Raw genomic sequence first — 16314 nt, forward strand, 5'->3', positions numbered from 1 at the left:
CTAATGGATAAAATCCTTGGCAAGCAAGCCCCTAAGAAAGATCAAGATAATGAACACTGGGTTTCAATGTCAGATTTAATGGCAGGTCTGATGATGGTATTTATGTTTATTTCTATCGCCTATATGCACTATGTGCGTATTGAAAAAGAAAAAATTAAAGAAGTGGCTGTCGCCTATGAAAATGCGCAACTTCAACTCTATAATGCACTAGAAACTGAATTTACAAAGGATTTACCAGCTTGGGATGCTGAAATTGACAAACAAACTCTTGAGGTCCGTTTTAAATCACCCGATGTCTTATTTGGTTTAGGTAGCACAGAGCTTAAGCCAAAATTTAAACAGATCCTTGATAATTTCTTCCCTCGCTACCTTAAAGTTCTTGATAACTACCAGGAACATATTACTGAAGTACGTATTGAGGGACATACAAGTACTGACTGGACTGGAGCATCCAATTCTGACATGGCCTATTTTAATAACATGGAACTCTCGCAAGGGCGAACACGAGCAGTACTGCAATATGTCTATGGTTTAAAAGATAGCGCAGCACACCAAAAGTGGGTAAAAAGTAAATTTGCTGCCGTTGGATATTCTTCCGCACACCCTATTCTTGATAAATCTGGTAAAGAAGATCCCAATCGCTCTCGTCGAGTAACATTTAAAGTTGTAACAAATGCCGAGTTGCAGATTCGAAAAATAATTCAGGAGTAAGAGATGAAATTATCTATCGACATTTCTGAACTTATTCAGTTAGGAAGAAAAATGTTGCCGGAAGGCGTAGATTTTTTTCTTGACGAAACACCTGTAGTTTTTGATCCAATTGATATCGAACTTTCTGCAGGTAAAGAAGTTAGAATTGAAGATCTTGATCCCGGCAGTGGTCTTATTTCCTACCGAGGGAGACAGGTTCTTTTATATATTAGAGACCATACCGGACGTTATGATGCTGCTATTGAAGATGGAGAGAAAGGGAAGCGGTTTCATATTGCCTGGTGTAGAACATTAGATGACATGCGCCAAAAAAATCGATTTGAACGGTATCATGCAACAAATCGTGTTGATGGCTTATTTGAAATTGATGATGGGCTCGGTCGGAGCCAAGATGTCGCTCTTAAAGTTTGTATGAACTGTCTTGAACGCCTTAATTACAAAGGAAGCATAGATAAGCAACAGAAAAGAGTGATATTTAAATCATTTTCTTTGAATGAATTTTTTTCAGATTATAGTACTTGCTTTCGCCATATGCCTAAAGGAATCTATGATAAATCAAATAGTGGCTATGTAGAAAATTGGAAGGATATATCCAGAATTACACGAGAACAAGCTAACTACAAATGTAGTGATTGTGGTGTGAATTTAATGTCCATGAAAAGTCTATGCGATGTTCACCATAAAAATGGTATTAAATATGATAACTCAGCTGAAAATCTACTTGTCTTGTGCAAAGATTGCCATCGAAAGCAACCTTTGCACGAAGGAATATTTGTCACTCAGGCTGACATGGCTATCATTCAACGCTTACGTTCCCAACAAGGGCTTTTGGAGGTTGAATCCTGGAAGGATATTTATGATCTGACAGATCCATCGATTCATGGTGATATAAATATTATGCAACACAAAGGTTACCCGCCACCAGTTCCGGGGTTAGACTTACAAAACTCGGAGCAGGAAATTATTGCCACCGTAGAAGCTGCCTGGCCGGTTTCAAAAATTGCAGTAAATTTAACACCGGTAAAAGTCGATGGTTGGAAAGTATTCTCCGTGGGAGAACTCGTTAAAGAAATACAGTCTGGGGTTATTTCCTAATTATATAACCCAAGTCTGAAAAAACAGCAGTTAATTATTTATACTAATCTCTGTAAATTTTTGACTTGGGTTCTCTTAATAATTCATATTTATCTATCGTCAAAAGACTGTTTGTAAATCTTAGAATAATCAAATGGTGAGGTCTGCTTCTCCCGATTCGCATCAAGATAATCAGCCCACCACTGCAGCATTAACCTGCGCTCCCCCGGGTGCTCCGCCTTATGGATATAAGCCGCACGTACAGAGTTTCGGTCCTGATGGCTCATCTTCCTCTCTACCACATCCCTCGACCACAATCCCGACTCACTTAACGAGCTACATGCCATCGTCCTGAAGCCATGCCCACATACTTCCGTTTTCGTGTCATAGCCCATCACTCTCAGAGCCTTGTTCACCGTGTTCTCACTCATAGGCTTATGAGGGTCGTGATCCCCAACGAAAAGCAGTTCTCGATTCCCATTAATGCTTTTGATCTTTTCCAAAATAGCTAAGACCTGCCGCGACAAGGGAACAAGATGTGGAGTACGCATCTTCGAACCACGCTGAGAATGCTTGACTCCTTCCAGTGGCTCACGCTCACCGGGGATCGTCCACATGGCCATTTCAAAGTCTACTTCTGACCAACGGGCAAAACGCAGCTCACTTGAACGGATGAAGACCAACAAAGTGAGTTCAACAGCCAATCGAGTTAAGGGTCTGCCAGAATAGTGATCTATGCGATGAAGTAATTCTTGAATACGGTTCAGTTCAAAAGCAGCACGATGCTGTCTTTTCGCCGTAGCAACCGCACCGGCAATCTTTTGCGCGGGATTGTAGTCGATTAAGCCGCTCTGAACGGCAAAGCGCATAATCGCGGTAGTACGCTGCTGCAAACGAGCAGCGACTTCGAGACGCCCGGACGACTCCACCGCTTTGATGGGGACAAGCAGGTCCCGAGTCTTCAGGTCAGCAATGTTCCGCTTACCGATGGCAGCAAAGAGATTATCTTCGAGGCTTTTCAATACACGAGTACTATGAGACTCAGACCATTTCTGATTGCTGGCGTGCCAGTCTCTGGCGACCACTTCAAACGTTATCGCTTCCTGCTCTTGTTCTACCTTAACGGCTTTCTTTTTTCACTAGGATCGACACCGTTAGCTAATAGCTTACGGGCTTCATCCCGGCGAGCCCGGGCATCCGCCAACGATACTTCGGGGTATTTCCCCAGCGCCAGCCTCTTCTCCTTAACGCCTAAACGATAACGCAGTCGCCAGTATTTTGAACCGTTAGGGTGAACCAGCAAAACAATGCCTTCACCATCAGTCAGTTTATAGGCTTTTGCTTCAGGCTTAGCCGAACGAATCTTCACATCACTCAGAGCCATGATGAGTATCCTTTCAAGGGTTCTGTGTGGGTACAAACATTATCGAACCGAAATATACCCGCAGTTGTACCCGCAACAGTAAGTTGATGTAGATTGAATCAGGTTAGTGAAAAAATGAGTAACGCCTTGTGTGGCGCGGATTTCAGACACAAAAAAAGCCGCCCGTAAGCGACTTTGATTTGCTCTTTTGGTGCGAAGGCCGGACTCGAACCGGCACGTATTTCTACGGTTGATTTTGAATCTTGGCGGCTACCTGGCCGATCAGGGGCTGAAAGTCCTGATGATTGACGCCGATATTCGCCAGCCGACGCTCAGCAGCTATTACCCTCTTGATAACGAAGCCCCCGGTGGGATCTACGAGCTTATCGCGCAGAACGAACTGGATCCAGCCATCATCATCTCGCACACCTCCATTCCCGGACTGGATATCATTATTTCCAACGATCCGCGCGGTGAACTGATGAGCCTGCTTCAGGCTGCGCCTGACGGTGTGATCCGTTTGCGCCATCTGGTACGCCAGATAACCGGCTATGACGTCATCCTGATCGACACCATTGGCGCACGCACCATCGCGCTGGAAATGGTGCTGTTAGCCAGCGACCTTATTATCTCCCCGGTACTGCCGGAAATGCTCTCCGCACGCGAGTTCCTGCGCGGCACGCTGCAAATGTACCGGGATCTCCAGCCTTTCACCCGCTACGGTATCCCGCTGCCGCCGTTGAAAGCGGTGATCAACAAGCTCGACCACACTAACGATGCCCGAGAAATTCATCACAACCTGCTCCAGGTTCTCCAGCATAAACAGAAAGAGCAGGAGCTACTGGTGCCCACCGAAATCCTGATGACGCCGGTTTATGCCAGCGTCGCCTATCGCCGGGCTGCATCGCTGGGAATGCCGGTTCATCGGCTGGATACTTCCCGCGCCAAAGGCCGGGCAACGCCCTGCGCGGCTGAAACCATGCAGATGCTGGCTAACGAACTGTTCCCGCAGTTTCTCGCCCTGCCCCATCAGCGGATAGAGGGCATCGCATGAAACGGAAAATCTGGCGGGCATTTTGCTCTTATTACGCCCAGCATCCCTTCGAGAAAGACGATGAAGTGATTGTGTTCTTTGAAGCCACCGATCGTGAAGAAGCGCGGGAGACCCTGCCGATGTTAATGTCCCTGCTCTGGCATATTCCGCCGGAAAAGGTGGACTGCTACAACCTGGAAGATGAGAACGAACTGCGTGATAACTCCGGTTCGCTGACCGCTCCCAGAGACTGGGCGCTTTTTGAAATCGGCTGGACCAACAATAAGCCGCTCTACTCCAGCGATTTACCGCTATTACTTCTGCCGCCACATCAACAAACCCGGCTGTGGGAAGCCTTTGTGGCCTGTCAGGAGGGTAATCGGGATGAGTAAGCGTAAACGCCCACAACCGCCCCACTCCGTCGAAGCGGAACAATCGGTGCTCGGCGGGCTGATGCTGGATAACGATCGCTGGGATGACGTTGCCACACAGATTTCCGCGCAGGATTTCTTTATCTCCGCGCACCGGACGATTTATTCCCATATGCAAACCCTGGTCGAACAGGGAAATCCCATCGACCTGATCACCCTGAGCGAATCGCTGGAACAGCAGGAACAGCTCGAACAGGTGGGCGGCTTCGCCTACCTGGCGGAGCTTTCCAAAAACACGCCCAGCGCCGCCAATATCATTCCCTATGCGCAATACATCGCCAGCTACGGTGAACTGCGCCAGCTTCTGTTATTAGGCAATGAACTGAGCGATATGGCAGGCCAGCCGCGCAGCAATGTTGCCGACGTACTGAACTTTGCCGAACAAAAGCTGTTTGCCATTGCGCAGTCACATCAGGAGGGCGGCCTGACCGATATCAGTACCTGCTTTGACAACGTACTGGCAGGCATCGCTCAGCGCTACGAGGCTGAACGTGGCAGCCTCAGCGGCACGCCATCTGGGCTGGAACAGCTCGATGCCCTGACCTGTGGATTCCAGCCTGCCGACCTGATTATCGCCGCCGCTCGTCCCTCAGTCGGCAAAACCGCTTTCGCCCTGACGCTATGCGTGAACGCGCTAATGCTGCGCTCTGCTCAGCCAGTGCAAATCTACAGCATGGAAATGTCGGCGGAACAGCTACTGCTGCGGCTGGTTTCTCTGATTGGCCGCGTCTCGCAAACCCGGCTACGCAGTGGCGATCTGAGTGATGACGACTGGCAGCAGATTGGCATCAGTGCCAGTATCCTGATGAACGAATGGAAAGATCGTCTGCTGCTCGACGACTCCGGGATCCTCACCCCATCCCTGTTACGCAGCCGGGCCAGACGCTCGCTGCGCCAGTACGGGTCTCCTTCGCTGATCGTGGTGGATTATCTACAACTGATGCACAGCGGCGGCGCGGAGAACCGTAATCAGGAGATCTCAACGATCTCCCGCTCGCTGAAAGCGCTGGCGAAGGAACTAAATTGCCCGGTGCTGGCGCTGTCGCAGCTTAATCGGGCGCTGGAATCACGCCTTAACAAGCGCCCCTGTAATGCCGATCTGCGAGATTCCGGCTCTATCGAGCAGGATGCGGATGTCATCTTATTCCTTTACCGCGACGAGCTGTACGATCCCAACACCCTAGATCGGGGCATCGCTGAAGTTATTGTCAGCAAACAGCGCAACGGCCCGATAGGCACGGTACGTACCCGCTTTATCAGCGATCAAACCCGCTTCGAATCGCTCAGCCAACAGGGAGTCGGGTCATGAACAACAAGCTGACTTCGACGGAACTCCAGTCACGCCTGCTACAGGGCAATTTTGATCGGGGAAGATCGCCTGATGAACGATTTGCCGATCCGCTGATGGAAACCTCGATGATCGTCACGCTGGAGCAGCTTCGCCCTTACGATCTCAACCCACGGTTAATGCGTAACCCCAACTATGACGACATCAAGGAATCGATCCGTCGCCGCGGGCTGGACACGCCGCCGCCAATCACCCGCCGCCCCGATCAGGAGTGGTTCATCATAGCCAACGGCGGCAATACCCGCCTGTCGATCCTCAACGAACTATGGCGTGAAACGCATGACGAACGTTTCTGTCGCATTCAGTGTCTGTACAAGCCATGGGCGGGTACGTCCGATCAACCCATGCTGGGCGAACTGCGCTGTCTGATCGGCCATCTGGCGGAAAATGATATGCATGGCAAACTCAGCTTTATCGAGCGAGCGCTAGGGATCAACAAGGCGCGGGAGCTGTACCAGCAGGTGGAAAAGTGCCAGCTTTCGCAACGAGAACTGGCGGAGCATCTGAAGAACGACGGTTACCCCATTAATCAGTCGCATATCAGCCGGATGGAACAGGCGCTGGAATACCTGCTGCCCTGCATCCCCGAAGTGCTATACGCCGGGATGGGCCGCTCGCAGGTGGAAAAGCTGCTGTCATTGCGGGCGGCATCATTACACCTCTGGCAGCGTCACGCCGCCGAAAACGATGGTTCCTTTGATAACCTCTTCTCTTCCGCGCTGTCGCTGTTCAACGACCAGCCTGAAGACTTCGCCATCGAGCAAGTGCAGGATGAGCTGCTGGGGCTGATGAGTCAGGAGCTGAACGTTGATTACAACCTGCTGTTGCTGGACGTTGATCCTTCTGAGCAAAAACGCCAGGCCGTGCTCGGCCCCACGCCGGAACCACCGCCTTATGTTCCACCGGAAGAACCCGAACCACGCCCGGTAACGCGCAGGCGTAAACCTGAAACAGAGGAAGAGGACGTTGGAGCTCCTGCTCCTCTGCCTGAACCAGAGGAAGCACCATCACTATTGTGTGAAGGGACCGAACCCGTTATGGATATCTGGCGCATCCCACAACTGTGGGATACCACGGAGTCCTTACGATCGGTCAGCGATCGCCTGGCGTGGGATCTGGCTGAGCATTACGCCATCGACGACCGGATAATTTCAGATGCCGATGTAAATGGCATTGGCTTTCATGTGATGCCATTCGCATCAGATCACCCCATGTTCACCCGGCCACAGTCACGCGCCTGTTGGGCGCTGCTGGCGGCACTCAACGAGATCCCGCTAACGGAAGATCTGGCCTCTGCACTGACGCCTGGGCTCTTTTTTCAACACGATGCAGACGGCTTCTTTTTCAGCAATGAATTTCTTATTAAAGCATTCCGGCTGATCCGTATTGTCCGCCGGATCAAAGAATTACAGCAGGAGGCACAACATGCTGCCGACGATTAATCAGGCCGTTTTGTCACAGGTGATACAAGCCTTGAAGGACGGCAATGTGCGCTATTGCGAAGCGCTGGGCTTTGACCGCGAGGAGCTGAACGAACTTAACGCCCTGACCTTTGAAGAGCTGATGCATCTGGGTAACACCTCAGCGCAGTTCCTGAAAATCACCATCAATCACGATGTACTGCGCAAAATGCTGGTTCAGGTGCGCCAGGAGCAGAAATTCCAGCAACTGGTCGGCCAGGCGGTGAAGCTTGGCGGCTCAATCGCGTTAATCAGCCACTACTTCGGTATCTCGACCGCTGAAATCAGCGCCCGCCGCCGGCTGATGGGGATCCACGTTCGTCAGGGGCGCAACCAGGTTCCCGGTGAAGAGGAAGAGGCCGCACTCTGGAACCGCTGGCAGGAGATCAAAGTCGATAACATCGACTCCATACCCGCGCTGGAAGCCATGATGCTGCTGGCGCAGGAACGTTCGCTTCCACTGACCGTAGTCTGGAATCTGATCCGGCAGTGGGAAAAAAGCTGAGTGACCGAGGGGAAGATCATGACACCGTATATTCAGGCGCTGATCGCTATGACCGGCGACAAACTCCAGCAACGGATGCAGAAGGATCCGACAACCGCTTCCGATAGCCTGCTGTTTATGGGCAATCAGCATGACACGGTACCCCGTCGCCTGTTGCAGGATCCGCTGCTATCGCCCAGAGACAAATTCGCCTGGCAGGTGATCCGGATGCAGGCGCAGGACAACGGCGGCGCGGTGTTCCCCTCCTACAGCGAATTGCAGGTGCAGCTCTCGAACCGTCCGCAGGATGAAAAAGCCTCGCGCAGTACCGTCAGCCGGGCATTGCTGATGCTGCGCCTGACGCGCTGGCTCAGCCTGTGCCATAAGGCGCGGGATCGGGTGTCCGGGCGCATCCTCGGGAATGTCTATGCGCTGCACGATGAACCGCTGAGCGTGCTGGACGCCGTGCGCTTTGATGCCAGCTATCTTCATCTGCTGGAGCAATGCTCGCGACATGAAAACAAAGCCATCCGCGCCACCGCGCAAGGCATTCTGTACGACATACACCAGGACACCAGCCTGCGCTATTTATCCTCGCGTATAGAACTGCTGGAAGAACGCGCCCGTTGGCAGCAGCGCCAGTCTCCTGAGGAGACTAAGCCAGAAACGTCCGGTCTCAATACGGTACCAGGCAAAATTTCACCGGGTACCGAATCGGGACTAAGCCGGAAACTGGGGCCTGACGGCGTAGTCTCGAATCAGGACCAGGCCTCTGTACGTACTGTACCTACAGATCTTTGTAATAGTACTACCGCGCGCGCGAACAGCTCGCCGCCGATTTGGCCGCCGGAAATTCCGTTAACCCAACCTGAAAAACAGCTTGTCTTGCAGGCCATGCAGAACCTGCCGCCCCCGCTGCGTCAGGAAGTGCTTGATGACGCAGCCCGACGCGTTGCCCGTGGCGGCATACAAAACCCGCTCGCCTATCTGCTGGCGACGCTGCGTAAGGCGCAGGACGGTGAGTTTAATCAGTATCGACGCGGTAAAGCGACAGTGCCGGAGTTTGTGCCGCCTGTGGTTTCAGCGCCGGAAATACCGGCAGAGCCGCGTCAAAAGCGGGATATCAGTAAGTTGGTTGCGGAGATTCGGGCGCAGTGTCTGGGGAAAAAGTGATGCCAGTGGCATCACCATTTGTTCACGTTTTTGTTTTCTGGGCCCATTCGCTACTGATTCAACTCCTGTAGCAGCCTGGTGTTGATATACAGCTTTTCACGGCCAACGCTCATTTCCTCCAACACGCCAATTTCGACCAACTGCTTGAGGTACGTCGATGCCGTCTGGCGCTTGGCCACACCACGTTCGACAAGGTTATCGATCCGACAATACGGTTGTGCAAAAAGCGCCTGGACAAGTTCATGAGTGTAGATTTTCGGTAGCTTCTCGCGTACATACTCTGTGGTTTCTGCCATTAATGCCCGCACAATCGATATCTTATCAGTAGTCCATCGGGACGTACTCTCCACAGCCTCCAGCATAAATAATATCCACGATTCCCAATCACCATCTTCCGTCACCTTACGCAGGAGCGTGTAGTAATCATCGCGTCTCTCCAGGATGAAGCGGGATAAATACAGGATTGGTAGCGAAAGCAATTCGCTCTGGATCAGATACAGAATATTCAAGATACGACCCGTTCTCCCGTTTCCATCCGGGAATGGGTGAATGCACTCAAATTGATAGTGCGCAATAGCCATTTTTACCAATGGATCTAAATCATCATCACCGTGTATAAATCGCTCCCAATTCGCCAGTAAATTACGAATGGCGTCTTCACCCACCGGCGGCGTATATACCACGTTATTATTCTGATCACGCAATACCGTGCCCGGCGTTTTCCTGATATCAGTTTGAACTGCGCGTAATTTGGTGCAGATAGCTACCGCTGTGTTTGTACAGAGTGGATAGTCCTCAAGGTGGGTATAGCCATCATAAAGCGCTGTACGATAGCGCAGCGCTTCTTTAGTAGCCGGATCTGCGCCATCTGCGCGGTCAGCATACTGAAAGAGTTGATCGCTGGTAGTTACGATATTCTCTATGCGCGATGAGTCCTTCGCTTCCAGCATCGGAAGGATATTTATCAGCAACCCTTGGTCGGGGATCAACTCACCGGCAGTTTTCAACTCAGCGATTGCTGCGCGCGCACTTATGCACGCTTTGAGTACGCTGCGCGTTTCAATGCGCTCCAGGTCAGGCGGCAGTATCGGCAACTCGTTGTAAGGGGTTTCTGGATTCCAGCTCATATGTTTATAAAAACCGTTTTAATCGACATATAGCCATAATATGTCGTTGCCATCGACATGTCACGTCATCATGTTTAAAAAATCACGTTTTATCGACATATAGCTGGAACGTGTCGATGCGGTAAACATATCCAGACGACATGTTTAAAAAAACCAATTTCATCGACACATAGCCAGAACGTGTCGATGCCATAAGCATATCCCGGCAACATGTTTAAAAAATCACGTTTTATCGACATATAGCTGGAACGTGTCGATGCGGTAAACATACCCAGACGATATATTTAAAAAAACGCATTTTATCGACACATAGCCGGAACATGTCGATGCCATAAGCATATCCCGGCAACATGTTTAAAGAAATGTGTTTTATCGACATATCCTAAGATATTCACCGTAGGCTATCACATAGACATCATCACCACTTTTCTCGTCTGGCAGGAGAATCTCTATATTTATCAGCTAACTTATCTGAATTTATGGTTGATGAAGCCAACGGAGAAGAGAGTTCTATTTCAACGCCCAACACAGTAAACACTTTGAACAACCGCTCAATACTGGCGCTGCCTGGGTTCGCTTCCAATCGAGCATAGGTTTGCTGTGTTACGCCAAGCCTCTCTGCAACATCCTTTTGGGTCAGCCCATTCACTTTACGAAAGCCAATCAGAAGAGGGCGTAGCTGATTTATGGTCTTCAACGGATAAAGAGTATTCATAAGGTATGCGCCATTTTTAGAGAGTTTAACAACCTAAAAGCTATTTTAAAGCAATACACCCTACAGGCTGTAAAAAGACTTCTTTATCCAGTGAACTCCGCTTACTCGCCGAGCTGCGACGCGAAATCGTTAGATCTCTCCCTAATTCAAGTTTTTCGCGCGAAAAACCTGAAAAAAAGGTGTGAATGAATTCTAACGTCAGACGCTTAGGCTAAAAGCGACAAATGAGGGAATTTGTTTATCTCTACACAAAGGACACGTAAAAGTGTCTTTTTTGTAGAGATAAACGGCAAAACCCGCTTCGATTCCAGTGGAATCAGATAAATATCTATCAATTCACCACCGATCAATAGGCTAAATGGTGATGCCACTGGCATCACATAAACGCCTATCAATCCACCAACAATCAATAGACAAAAGGGTGATGACACTGGCATCAAAGCCCCACCACATTCAACTAAAACTTCCCAGCCCCATATACAAAACAACCTGTTCGCCCCTCCAGGATTTCCCCAGACTTCAGCACAATCGCTACAGGGAGATCCCAATGAAACTCGCCCCTTACCTGATAACACTGACGCTACCGTTTATCTCGTTATCTGCCCGAGCGGATTACCATACCCAGATTAACGCCGGAAATACCGTCTCTGGCGATGTCGTGGATGGCTCAAAAGGTAATCAGCATGTCTACGGCATACTGACCGACTCAACAATTACGGGCTCACATGCCTGGAGCGACGTTGGCGATGGCGGACAAACCAATCACATTACCGTTACCGATCACGGTGAGTTGTTTCTGGAACCGGGCGGCAGCGCTTATGACACACAGATAACCGCCGATGGCGAACTACAGGTGAACGGTTATGCTGAAAACACCTATGTGGATAGTGGCGGACAGGTTTACATTAACGCCGGAAATAATGGTGTCGCAGACCCAGAACAAGGCGGCCAGGTTGTTAACACCACCATTGGCGCTGGCGGCCTGATGATTAACCGTTACGGCATCGACACGAATACGGTCGTTAAAGCCGGCGGTGAGCTGGATACCGGCTGGAATTACGCTTATGAAACCCGCAACAGCGCGATTTCCCGCAATGCCGTTATACAAAATGGCGGCATTCAGCAGGTCAGCAACGGCGGGACAAGCGAAGGCAGCCAGGTAGACGATGGCGGCACATTAACCGTCACCGGCACATGGCACTACGATGTCGTCACCGACACTCAGCCTTCGGCCTGGTATCGCGGCACCGCTGATGACACTGCGGTTTACGGCGTGATGCAAAATCAGGGCGGACTCGATGAAAACACCACGGTACAGTCCGGTGGACAATACACGCTGGGCGGCTATGGCCTCTCCCACCAGCTCACCGTAGCACAGGGCGGCAGTGCTCAAATCAATGATGGTGCTCTGGATAGCTTCTGGCTCTATGGACTAATGGACGTCAGCAGCCAGGCTACCCTGACAGGCACAGGTTCAGTGGGTAGCAGCGGCGAACTGGTACTTAACGAGGGTGTAAAAACTTCCGGCCTGACCTTAGTGTTGAATGGCGTACTTTCCCTGCAAAACGGCAGTGATGCTGGCCCACATCATTATCAGATTGCAGATCTGAAGATGAATGGCGGTACGGTGCTGTTTGACCCAACCTCCTTCGCCACGCTGAGTATGGAAACGCTCTCTGGCAGCGGTAATTTCTGGATGAATACCGATATCGCTGCACAACAGGGCGATATGATTAACGTCTCCGGGGAAGCCAACGGCGATTTTGGGATCCGGATAAACGACACCGGCGAATCCCCCTCAGATCCGCAGTCGCTACAGGTCGTACAGACCGGCGGCGGAGACGCGCAGTTTACGCTGTTGAACCCAAACCAGCAGGTAGATATTGGCACCTGGGAATATGGCCTGACACCCGACGGTCAGGGCAACTGGTCGCTGACGCCGCAGGCAACCCCTACGCCATCGACTGAAGCCGTTCTGGCGATGGCAAACGTCACTCCCACCATTTTTCAGGCCGAAGGCAGTGTGCTGCAAACCCGTCTGGATGTCACTCGTACCCGCCCGCATCAGGGAGAGCTATGGGTGCAGGCGCTGAGTAATCGCGTTGACGTTAACCGCACAGGCAGCGCAGCGTATCGCCAGCGGCTCGGCGGACTGATGATGGGCTATGACAAAAGCCTTTCTCATCAGACAGGTTTGCTGACATTCGGCATTGCTGGCGGCTACAGTCGCTCTGATCTCGATCTCGCCAACAACAGCGATGGATCAGTGGACAGCTACAGCGCCGCGTTATACGCCAGCTATTATGATCAACGTCGTTTCTGGCTGGACGGAATGCTGAAAGGCAATCTGTTTAACCAACATCTTAATGCTCGCATGAGTTCCAGCGGTCATGCCGACGGCAGTTACACTACCCCCGGTATCGGTGGCAGCCTGGTTGCCGGGTATGACGCCAGATTCGCCGGGGCCACCCTCTCCTCCTTTATCGGTTTCACCGGCTTCATTTCACAAAGTGATAATTACTGGCTATCGAACGGTATGCAGGCACATCCCGGCACGGCTAAATCCGCGCTGGGGCAAGTCGGGTTCCGGCTGCGCCAGAATATGACGACTCGTCATGGCGTGCAGCTCATTCCATGGCTGAAAGTCGCGCTGGAGCAGGAGTTTGTGCATAACAACCCGGTCAGGGTTAATGAGGATAATTTCAATAATGATAGCGCTGGAACAAGAGGAAGCTACTAGGCTGGCATCAGCGCAACGCTCACACAACACACGCATATTTACGCCAGTATCAATTACGAGAAAGGTGATGGGATGGAATCGCCGTGGACCGGGAATGCGGGAATTAGTTATAGTTTTTAATTAACCCGCGAAATTATCATTCAAATAATGAATTTAATATTCAGGCCGGAAAAAAACCGGCCCAACGCAATAAATTATTGTGCTAATACAACTACCTGAAACACCACAGCTTGTTACCTCCACCGCAAACTATCGTACCATTGGGGTTTTTCTGCCATCCATTGTAGGCGTCGCCACAAACGATGTATCCATTAGGATTTTTTTGCCAACCTGTGTATGCGCCACCACATACAACCATGCCATCCGGATTTCGTTGCCATCCCGTGTAAGCGCCGCCACAGACTACTGTTCCGTCAGGGTTTCGCTGCCATCCCGTGTAAGCGCCACCACAAACTACCGTTCCGTCTGGATTTCGCTGCCAACCCGTATAAGCACCACCACAAACCACAGTTCCGTCAGGGTTTCGCTGCCATCCCGTGTAAGCGCCACCACAAACTACCGTTCCGTCTGGATTTCGCTGCCAACCCGTATAAGCACCACCACAAACCACAGTTCCGTCAGGGTTTCGCTGCCATCCTGTATAAGCACCACCACAAACTACCGTTCCGTTCGGATTTTTCTGCCATCCCGTATAGGCTCCACCACAAACGATAGTTCCGTTCGGGTTTTTCTGCCATCCTGTATAGGCTCCACCACAAACTACTGTTCCGTTAGGATTTTTCTGCCAACCAGTATACGCACCACCACAAACGATAGTTCCATCTGGATTTTTCTGCCATCCCGAATACCCCGTGGTTATTGGCTTTGTAATCATTCAAATCTCTCCTTTAAAAACAACACTCTTTGTTGGGCACAACATCCATAAACCATTATGTCGGGAGAAAAAATTATACATTGTGAGAAACATTATATTTTTTATTGCATTACTTAATTATTAAGTAAAAGAACTATCAATCTCAACCAACCGATAGGCAAAAGGGTGATGCCAGTGGCATCAAAATTTCCACCAAACAATCTTCCCGCCTGCGTTTTTGTTTTCCAATTGCTCACAACCCCTCACGCCATCACTCTGCGCTGACCCCCATCTGCAACAGGAAACAGATATGTCGGACTACACCTTCAACATGGGTCCCCTGCGTAGTGCGATCCATATTCAGCTTCATACTCATAACGCCACCCGGCTGTGGACCGGGCGACGGGCGACCGAGAACGGCCCTGCGCCAATCATCGGAATGCCGCGCTTTATCGAAATCCTCAACCAGATGCGCATTGCCGCAGAACATAACGATCCTTATGCCGATCTGTGGATGCTGCGTATGGAAGAGAAACTGGTGCAGTCGCGTAAGTTGATGCAAGTGATGCTGGATCAGGCGAAAGGCATGTTCAGCGAATTGCCAGAAGGCATCGATATTGAAAACTGCTTCAATGTTCAACCTGCCCGCTTTCCGCTTTTTATCAACGCTCCACTGGCCTATCAGGGCGTTTATCTGCTGACCGACTTTGACCAGCTCGCACGCCAGCTGTTACTGGCCTCCCATATCGCCGTCATCTCCCGTAGGGAAATGCACAACCGGTTAAATAACGGCGCAACCGTTATCCGCAGTACCTTCGGTCTGGCGCAGAAATATCACGGTTCCGGCCTGACCCGTCAGGATTTTATCGACGATACGCCACAGGCCAGAGCTGCTATTGAGCGTTTAGGCCCGCTACCGGAAGCGATATTGAGCGGCAAGCTGCGCTCATCGTTTTCATCACCACAGCCTGGCAAGGCAAAAAATCCCGGAGTTGCCGATGATGAATAACCCCATAACCGGATACCAGTCGCTGGCTGATGAAGACTATAAAATGCTGGTTTACGTCTCCTCGCTAAAAGGCCTTTTAAAGCCTTTTAAGAGTAAGGGGGAGCTGGAGCTGCTGGAGAGCAACGCCCGAAGCGTGCGCGAGATGATGGAACCATTGATGCAACGTCTAATCCAGAGCGCCAGACGCTACCCCGTGCGCCAGCTTCCACTGATATTCACCATCGGACCAGCCCCGTCCGGCGCAAACTTCCTGCGCTGGCGGAACCAGCAAAACAACAAATCCGGCACCCCGGCATTCTGCAACCTGATTGGCGATCCCAAAATCCCGGAACGCGCCAGAGATGCCTTACTGGAAATCGAGCGGGATCGCATCGTGTTCAATATGCAGATGTCGGTGCTGACCTTCATCATCCGCCAGGCGCGGGAATGTCAGGAAAAGATGAACCAGGCAGAAATGCTGTATCAGGGGCGGCAAAATAGCTGACGCAGGACATGAATTGCAGCACGACACTAAGCGGCTGCGCGATTACTCTCGATGCACTCCCAACAGCGCGGCATGTTTTGCTGGTTCGCGCTCGTGACGCTCCCGTCACGCAAAACACCCTTTACGCTCCTGTTCAGTATCATTCCGGGCGGATAGCCAGGCGACAGCCGTCTCGCTATCCGCCCGGACCTCCTGCATTTTTCCGGCGCCCACCGGATAACCACGGGATCCGTTTGTGCGCAAGCGCCAGCTATGACGATTTACACTGCTGACAGAAATCGCGCGTAACCCTACGCGAACAGTGACCCC

General features: G+C 51.1%; 12 protein-coding genes and 3 pseudogenes. 11 read left to right on the plus strand and 4 right to left on the minus strand.

Annotated features, from left to right (window positions below):
- The first annotated feature begins 3 nt into the window (after positions 1-3).
- Positions 4-711, plus strand: coding sequence for a type II Zorya anti-phage system protein ZorB2 (zorB2, locus tag ACWKXT_RS15810; RefSeq protein ID WP_045134389.1), 708 nt, complete (start codon positions 4-6; stop codon positions 709-711).
- 3 nt (positions 712-714) lie between these two features.
- Complete coding sequence (gene zorE, locus ACWKXT_RS15815; protein ID WP_454532846.1) at positions 715-1806, plus strand: type II Zorya anti-phage system protein ZorE; 1092 nt, start codon at positions 715-717, stop codon at positions 1804-1806.
- 89 nt (positions 1807-1895) lie between these two features.
- Here zorE and ACWKXT_RS15820 read toward each other — a convergent pair.
- Positions 1896-3169 (minus strand): annotated as a pseudogene (locus tag ACWKXT_RS15820) (tyrosine-type recombinase/integrase).
- 238 nt (positions 3170-3407) lie between these two features.
- On the opposite strand from ACWKXT_RS15820, the pseudogene ACWKXT_RS15825 reads away from it, so the two are divergent.
- From ACWKXT_RS15825 to ACWKXT_RS15850, 6 genes and pseudogenes are all read left to right on the plus strand, one after another.
- Positions 3408-4202, plus strand: a pseudogene (locus ACWKXT_RS15825) (ParA family protein); the annotation flags it as partial.
- The gene (locus ACWKXT_RS15830) at positions 4199-4573 is read left to right on the plus strand and encodes a hypothetical protein (protein WP_454532847.1); all 375 of its coding nucleotides are present in this window, start codon (positions 4199-4201) and stop codon (positions 4571-4573) included. The pseudogene ACWKXT_RS15825 and the gene ACWKXT_RS15830, both read left to right, overlap by 4 nt.
- The gene (gene dnaB / locus ACWKXT_RS15835; RefSeq protein WP_454532848.1) at positions 4566-5921 is read left to right on the plus strand and encodes a replicative DNA helicase; all 1356 of its coding nucleotides are present in this window, start codon (positions 4566-4568) and stop codon (positions 5919-5921) included. Before ACWKXT_RS15830 ends, dnaB begins: the two co-directional genes overlap by 8 nt.
- Entirely contained in the window at positions 5918-7402 is a 1485-nt protein-coding gene (locus tag ACWKXT_RS15840; RefSeq protein WP_454532849.1) for a ParB family protein, read from the plus strand. Before dnaB ends, ACWKXT_RS15840 begins: the two co-directional genes overlap by 4 nt.
- A complete protein-coding gene (locus ACWKXT_RS15845; protein ID WP_213731754.1) occupies positions 7386-7925 on the plus strand; it encodes a DUF2857 domain-containing protein in 540 nt (179 codons plus the stop codon). The genes ACWKXT_RS15840 and ACWKXT_RS15845 overlap by 17 nt, the downstream gene beginning before the upstream one ends.
- 18 nt (positions 7926-7943) lie before the next feature.
- A complete protein-coding gene (locus ACWKXT_RS15850; RefSeq protein WP_454532850.1) occupies positions 7944-9077 on the plus strand; it encodes an STY4528 family pathogenicity island replication protein in 1134 nt (377 codons plus the stop codon).
- A 50-nt stretch (positions 9078-9127) separates the two neighbouring features.
- Here the strand turns inward: ACWKXT_RS15850 and fic are convergent, their stop codons facing one another.
- Both fic and ACWKXT_RS15860 read right to left on the minus strand, forming a co-directional pair.
- Positions 9128-10204 carry a protein adenylyltransferase Fic gene (gene fic, locus ACWKXT_RS15855; RefSeq protein ID WP_454532851.1) on the minus strand — a complete coding sequence of 359 codons (1077 nt, stop codon included), beginning with the start codon at positions 10202-10204 and terminating at the stop codon, positions 9128-9130.
- A 418-nt stretch (positions 10205-10622) separates the two neighbouring features.
- Positions 10623-10919: a helix-turn-helix transcriptional regulator gene (locus tag ACWKXT_RS15860; protein WP_454532852.1), complete on the minus strand. Its 297-nt coding sequence runs from the start codon at positions 10917-10919 to the stop codon at positions 10623-10625.
- Between the two features lie 1276 nt (positions 10920-12195).
- On the opposite strand from ACWKXT_RS15860, the pseudogene ACWKXT_RS15865 reads away from it, so the two are divergent.
- Positions 12196-13779, plus strand: a pseudogene (locus ACWKXT_RS15865) (autotransporter outer membrane beta-barrel domain-containing protein).
- A gap of 91 nt (positions 13780-13870) precedes the next feature.
- Here ACWKXT_RS15865 and ACWKXT_RS15870 read toward each other — a convergent pair.
- Complete coding sequence (locus ACWKXT_RS15870) at positions 13871-14533, minus strand: hypothetical protein (RefSeq protein WP_454532853.1); 663 nt, start codon at positions 14531-14533, stop codon at positions 13871-13873.
- A gap of 289 nt (positions 14534-14822) precedes the next feature.
- Here ACWKXT_RS15870 and ACWKXT_RS15875 point away from each other — a divergent pair, with 289 nt between their 5' ends.
- Both ACWKXT_RS15875 and ACWKXT_RS15880 read left to right on the plus strand, forming a co-directional pair.
- Positions 14823-15521 (plus strand): PFL_4669 family integrating conjugative element protein, encoded by a 699-nt coding sequence (locus ACWKXT_RS15875; RefSeq protein WP_454532854.1) that lies wholly within the window; start codon positions 14823-14825, stop codon positions 15519-15521.
- A complete protein-coding gene (locus tag ACWKXT_RS15880; RefSeq protein ID WP_454532855.1) occupies positions 15511-16005 on the plus strand; it encodes a DUF3158 family protein in 495 nt (164 codons plus the stop codon). The genes ACWKXT_RS15875 and ACWKXT_RS15880 overlap by 11 nt, the downstream gene beginning before the upstream one ends.
- Positions 16006-16314 lie beyond the last annotated feature (309 nt).

This window comes from Enterobacter sp. UPMP701 (genome assembly GCF_053709515.1).

Bases quoted from the DNA above. Each gene is read 5' to 3' on its own strand.
- dnaB (WP_454532848.1), top strand. From the start codon at position 4,566: ATGAGTAAGCGTAAACGCCCACAACCGCCCCACTCCGTCGAAGCGGAA.
- ACWKXT_RS15870 (WP_454532853.1), bottom strand. From the start codon at position 14,533: ATGATTACAAAGCCAATAACCACGGGGTATTCGGGATGGCAGAAAAAT.
- zorB2 (WP_045134389.1), top strand. From the start codon at position 4: ATGGATAAAATCCTTGGCAAGCAAGCCCCTAAGAAAGATCAAGATAAT.
- ACWKXT_RS15875 (WP_454532854.1), top strand. From the start codon at position 14,823: ATGTCGGACTACACCTTCAACATGGGTCCCCTGCGTAGTGCGATCCAT.
- ACWKXT_RS15850 (WP_454532850.1), top strand. From the start codon at position 7,944: ATGACACCGTATATTCAGGCGCTGATCGCTATGACCGGCGACAAACTC.
- ACWKXT_RS15845 (WP_213731754.1), top strand. From the start codon at position 7,386: ATGCTGCCGACGATTAATCAGGCCGTTTTGTCACAGGTGATACAAGCC.
- ACWKXT_RS15830 (WP_454532847.1), top strand. From the start codon at position 4,199: ATGAAACGGAAAATCTGGCGGGCATTTTGCTCTTATTACGCCCAGCAT.
- fic (WP_454532851.1), bottom strand. From the start codon at position 10,204: ATGAGCTGGAATCCAGAAACCCCTTACAACGAGTTGCCGATACTGCCG.
- ACWKXT_RS15840 (WP_454532849.1), top strand. From the start codon at position 5,918: ATGAACAACAAGCTGACTTCGACGGAACTCCAGTCACGCCTGCTACAG.
- ACWKXT_RS15860 (WP_454532852.1), bottom strand. From the start codon at position 10,919: ATGAATACTCTTTATCCGTTGAAGACCATAAATCAGCTACGCCCTCTT.
- zorE (WP_454532846.1), top strand. From the start codon at position 715: ATGAAATTATCTATCGACATTTCTGAACTTATTCAGTTAGGAAGAAAA.
- ACWKXT_RS15880 (WP_454532855.1), top strand. From the start codon at position 15,511: ATGATGAATAACCCCATAACCGGATACCAGTCGCTGGCTGATGAAGAC.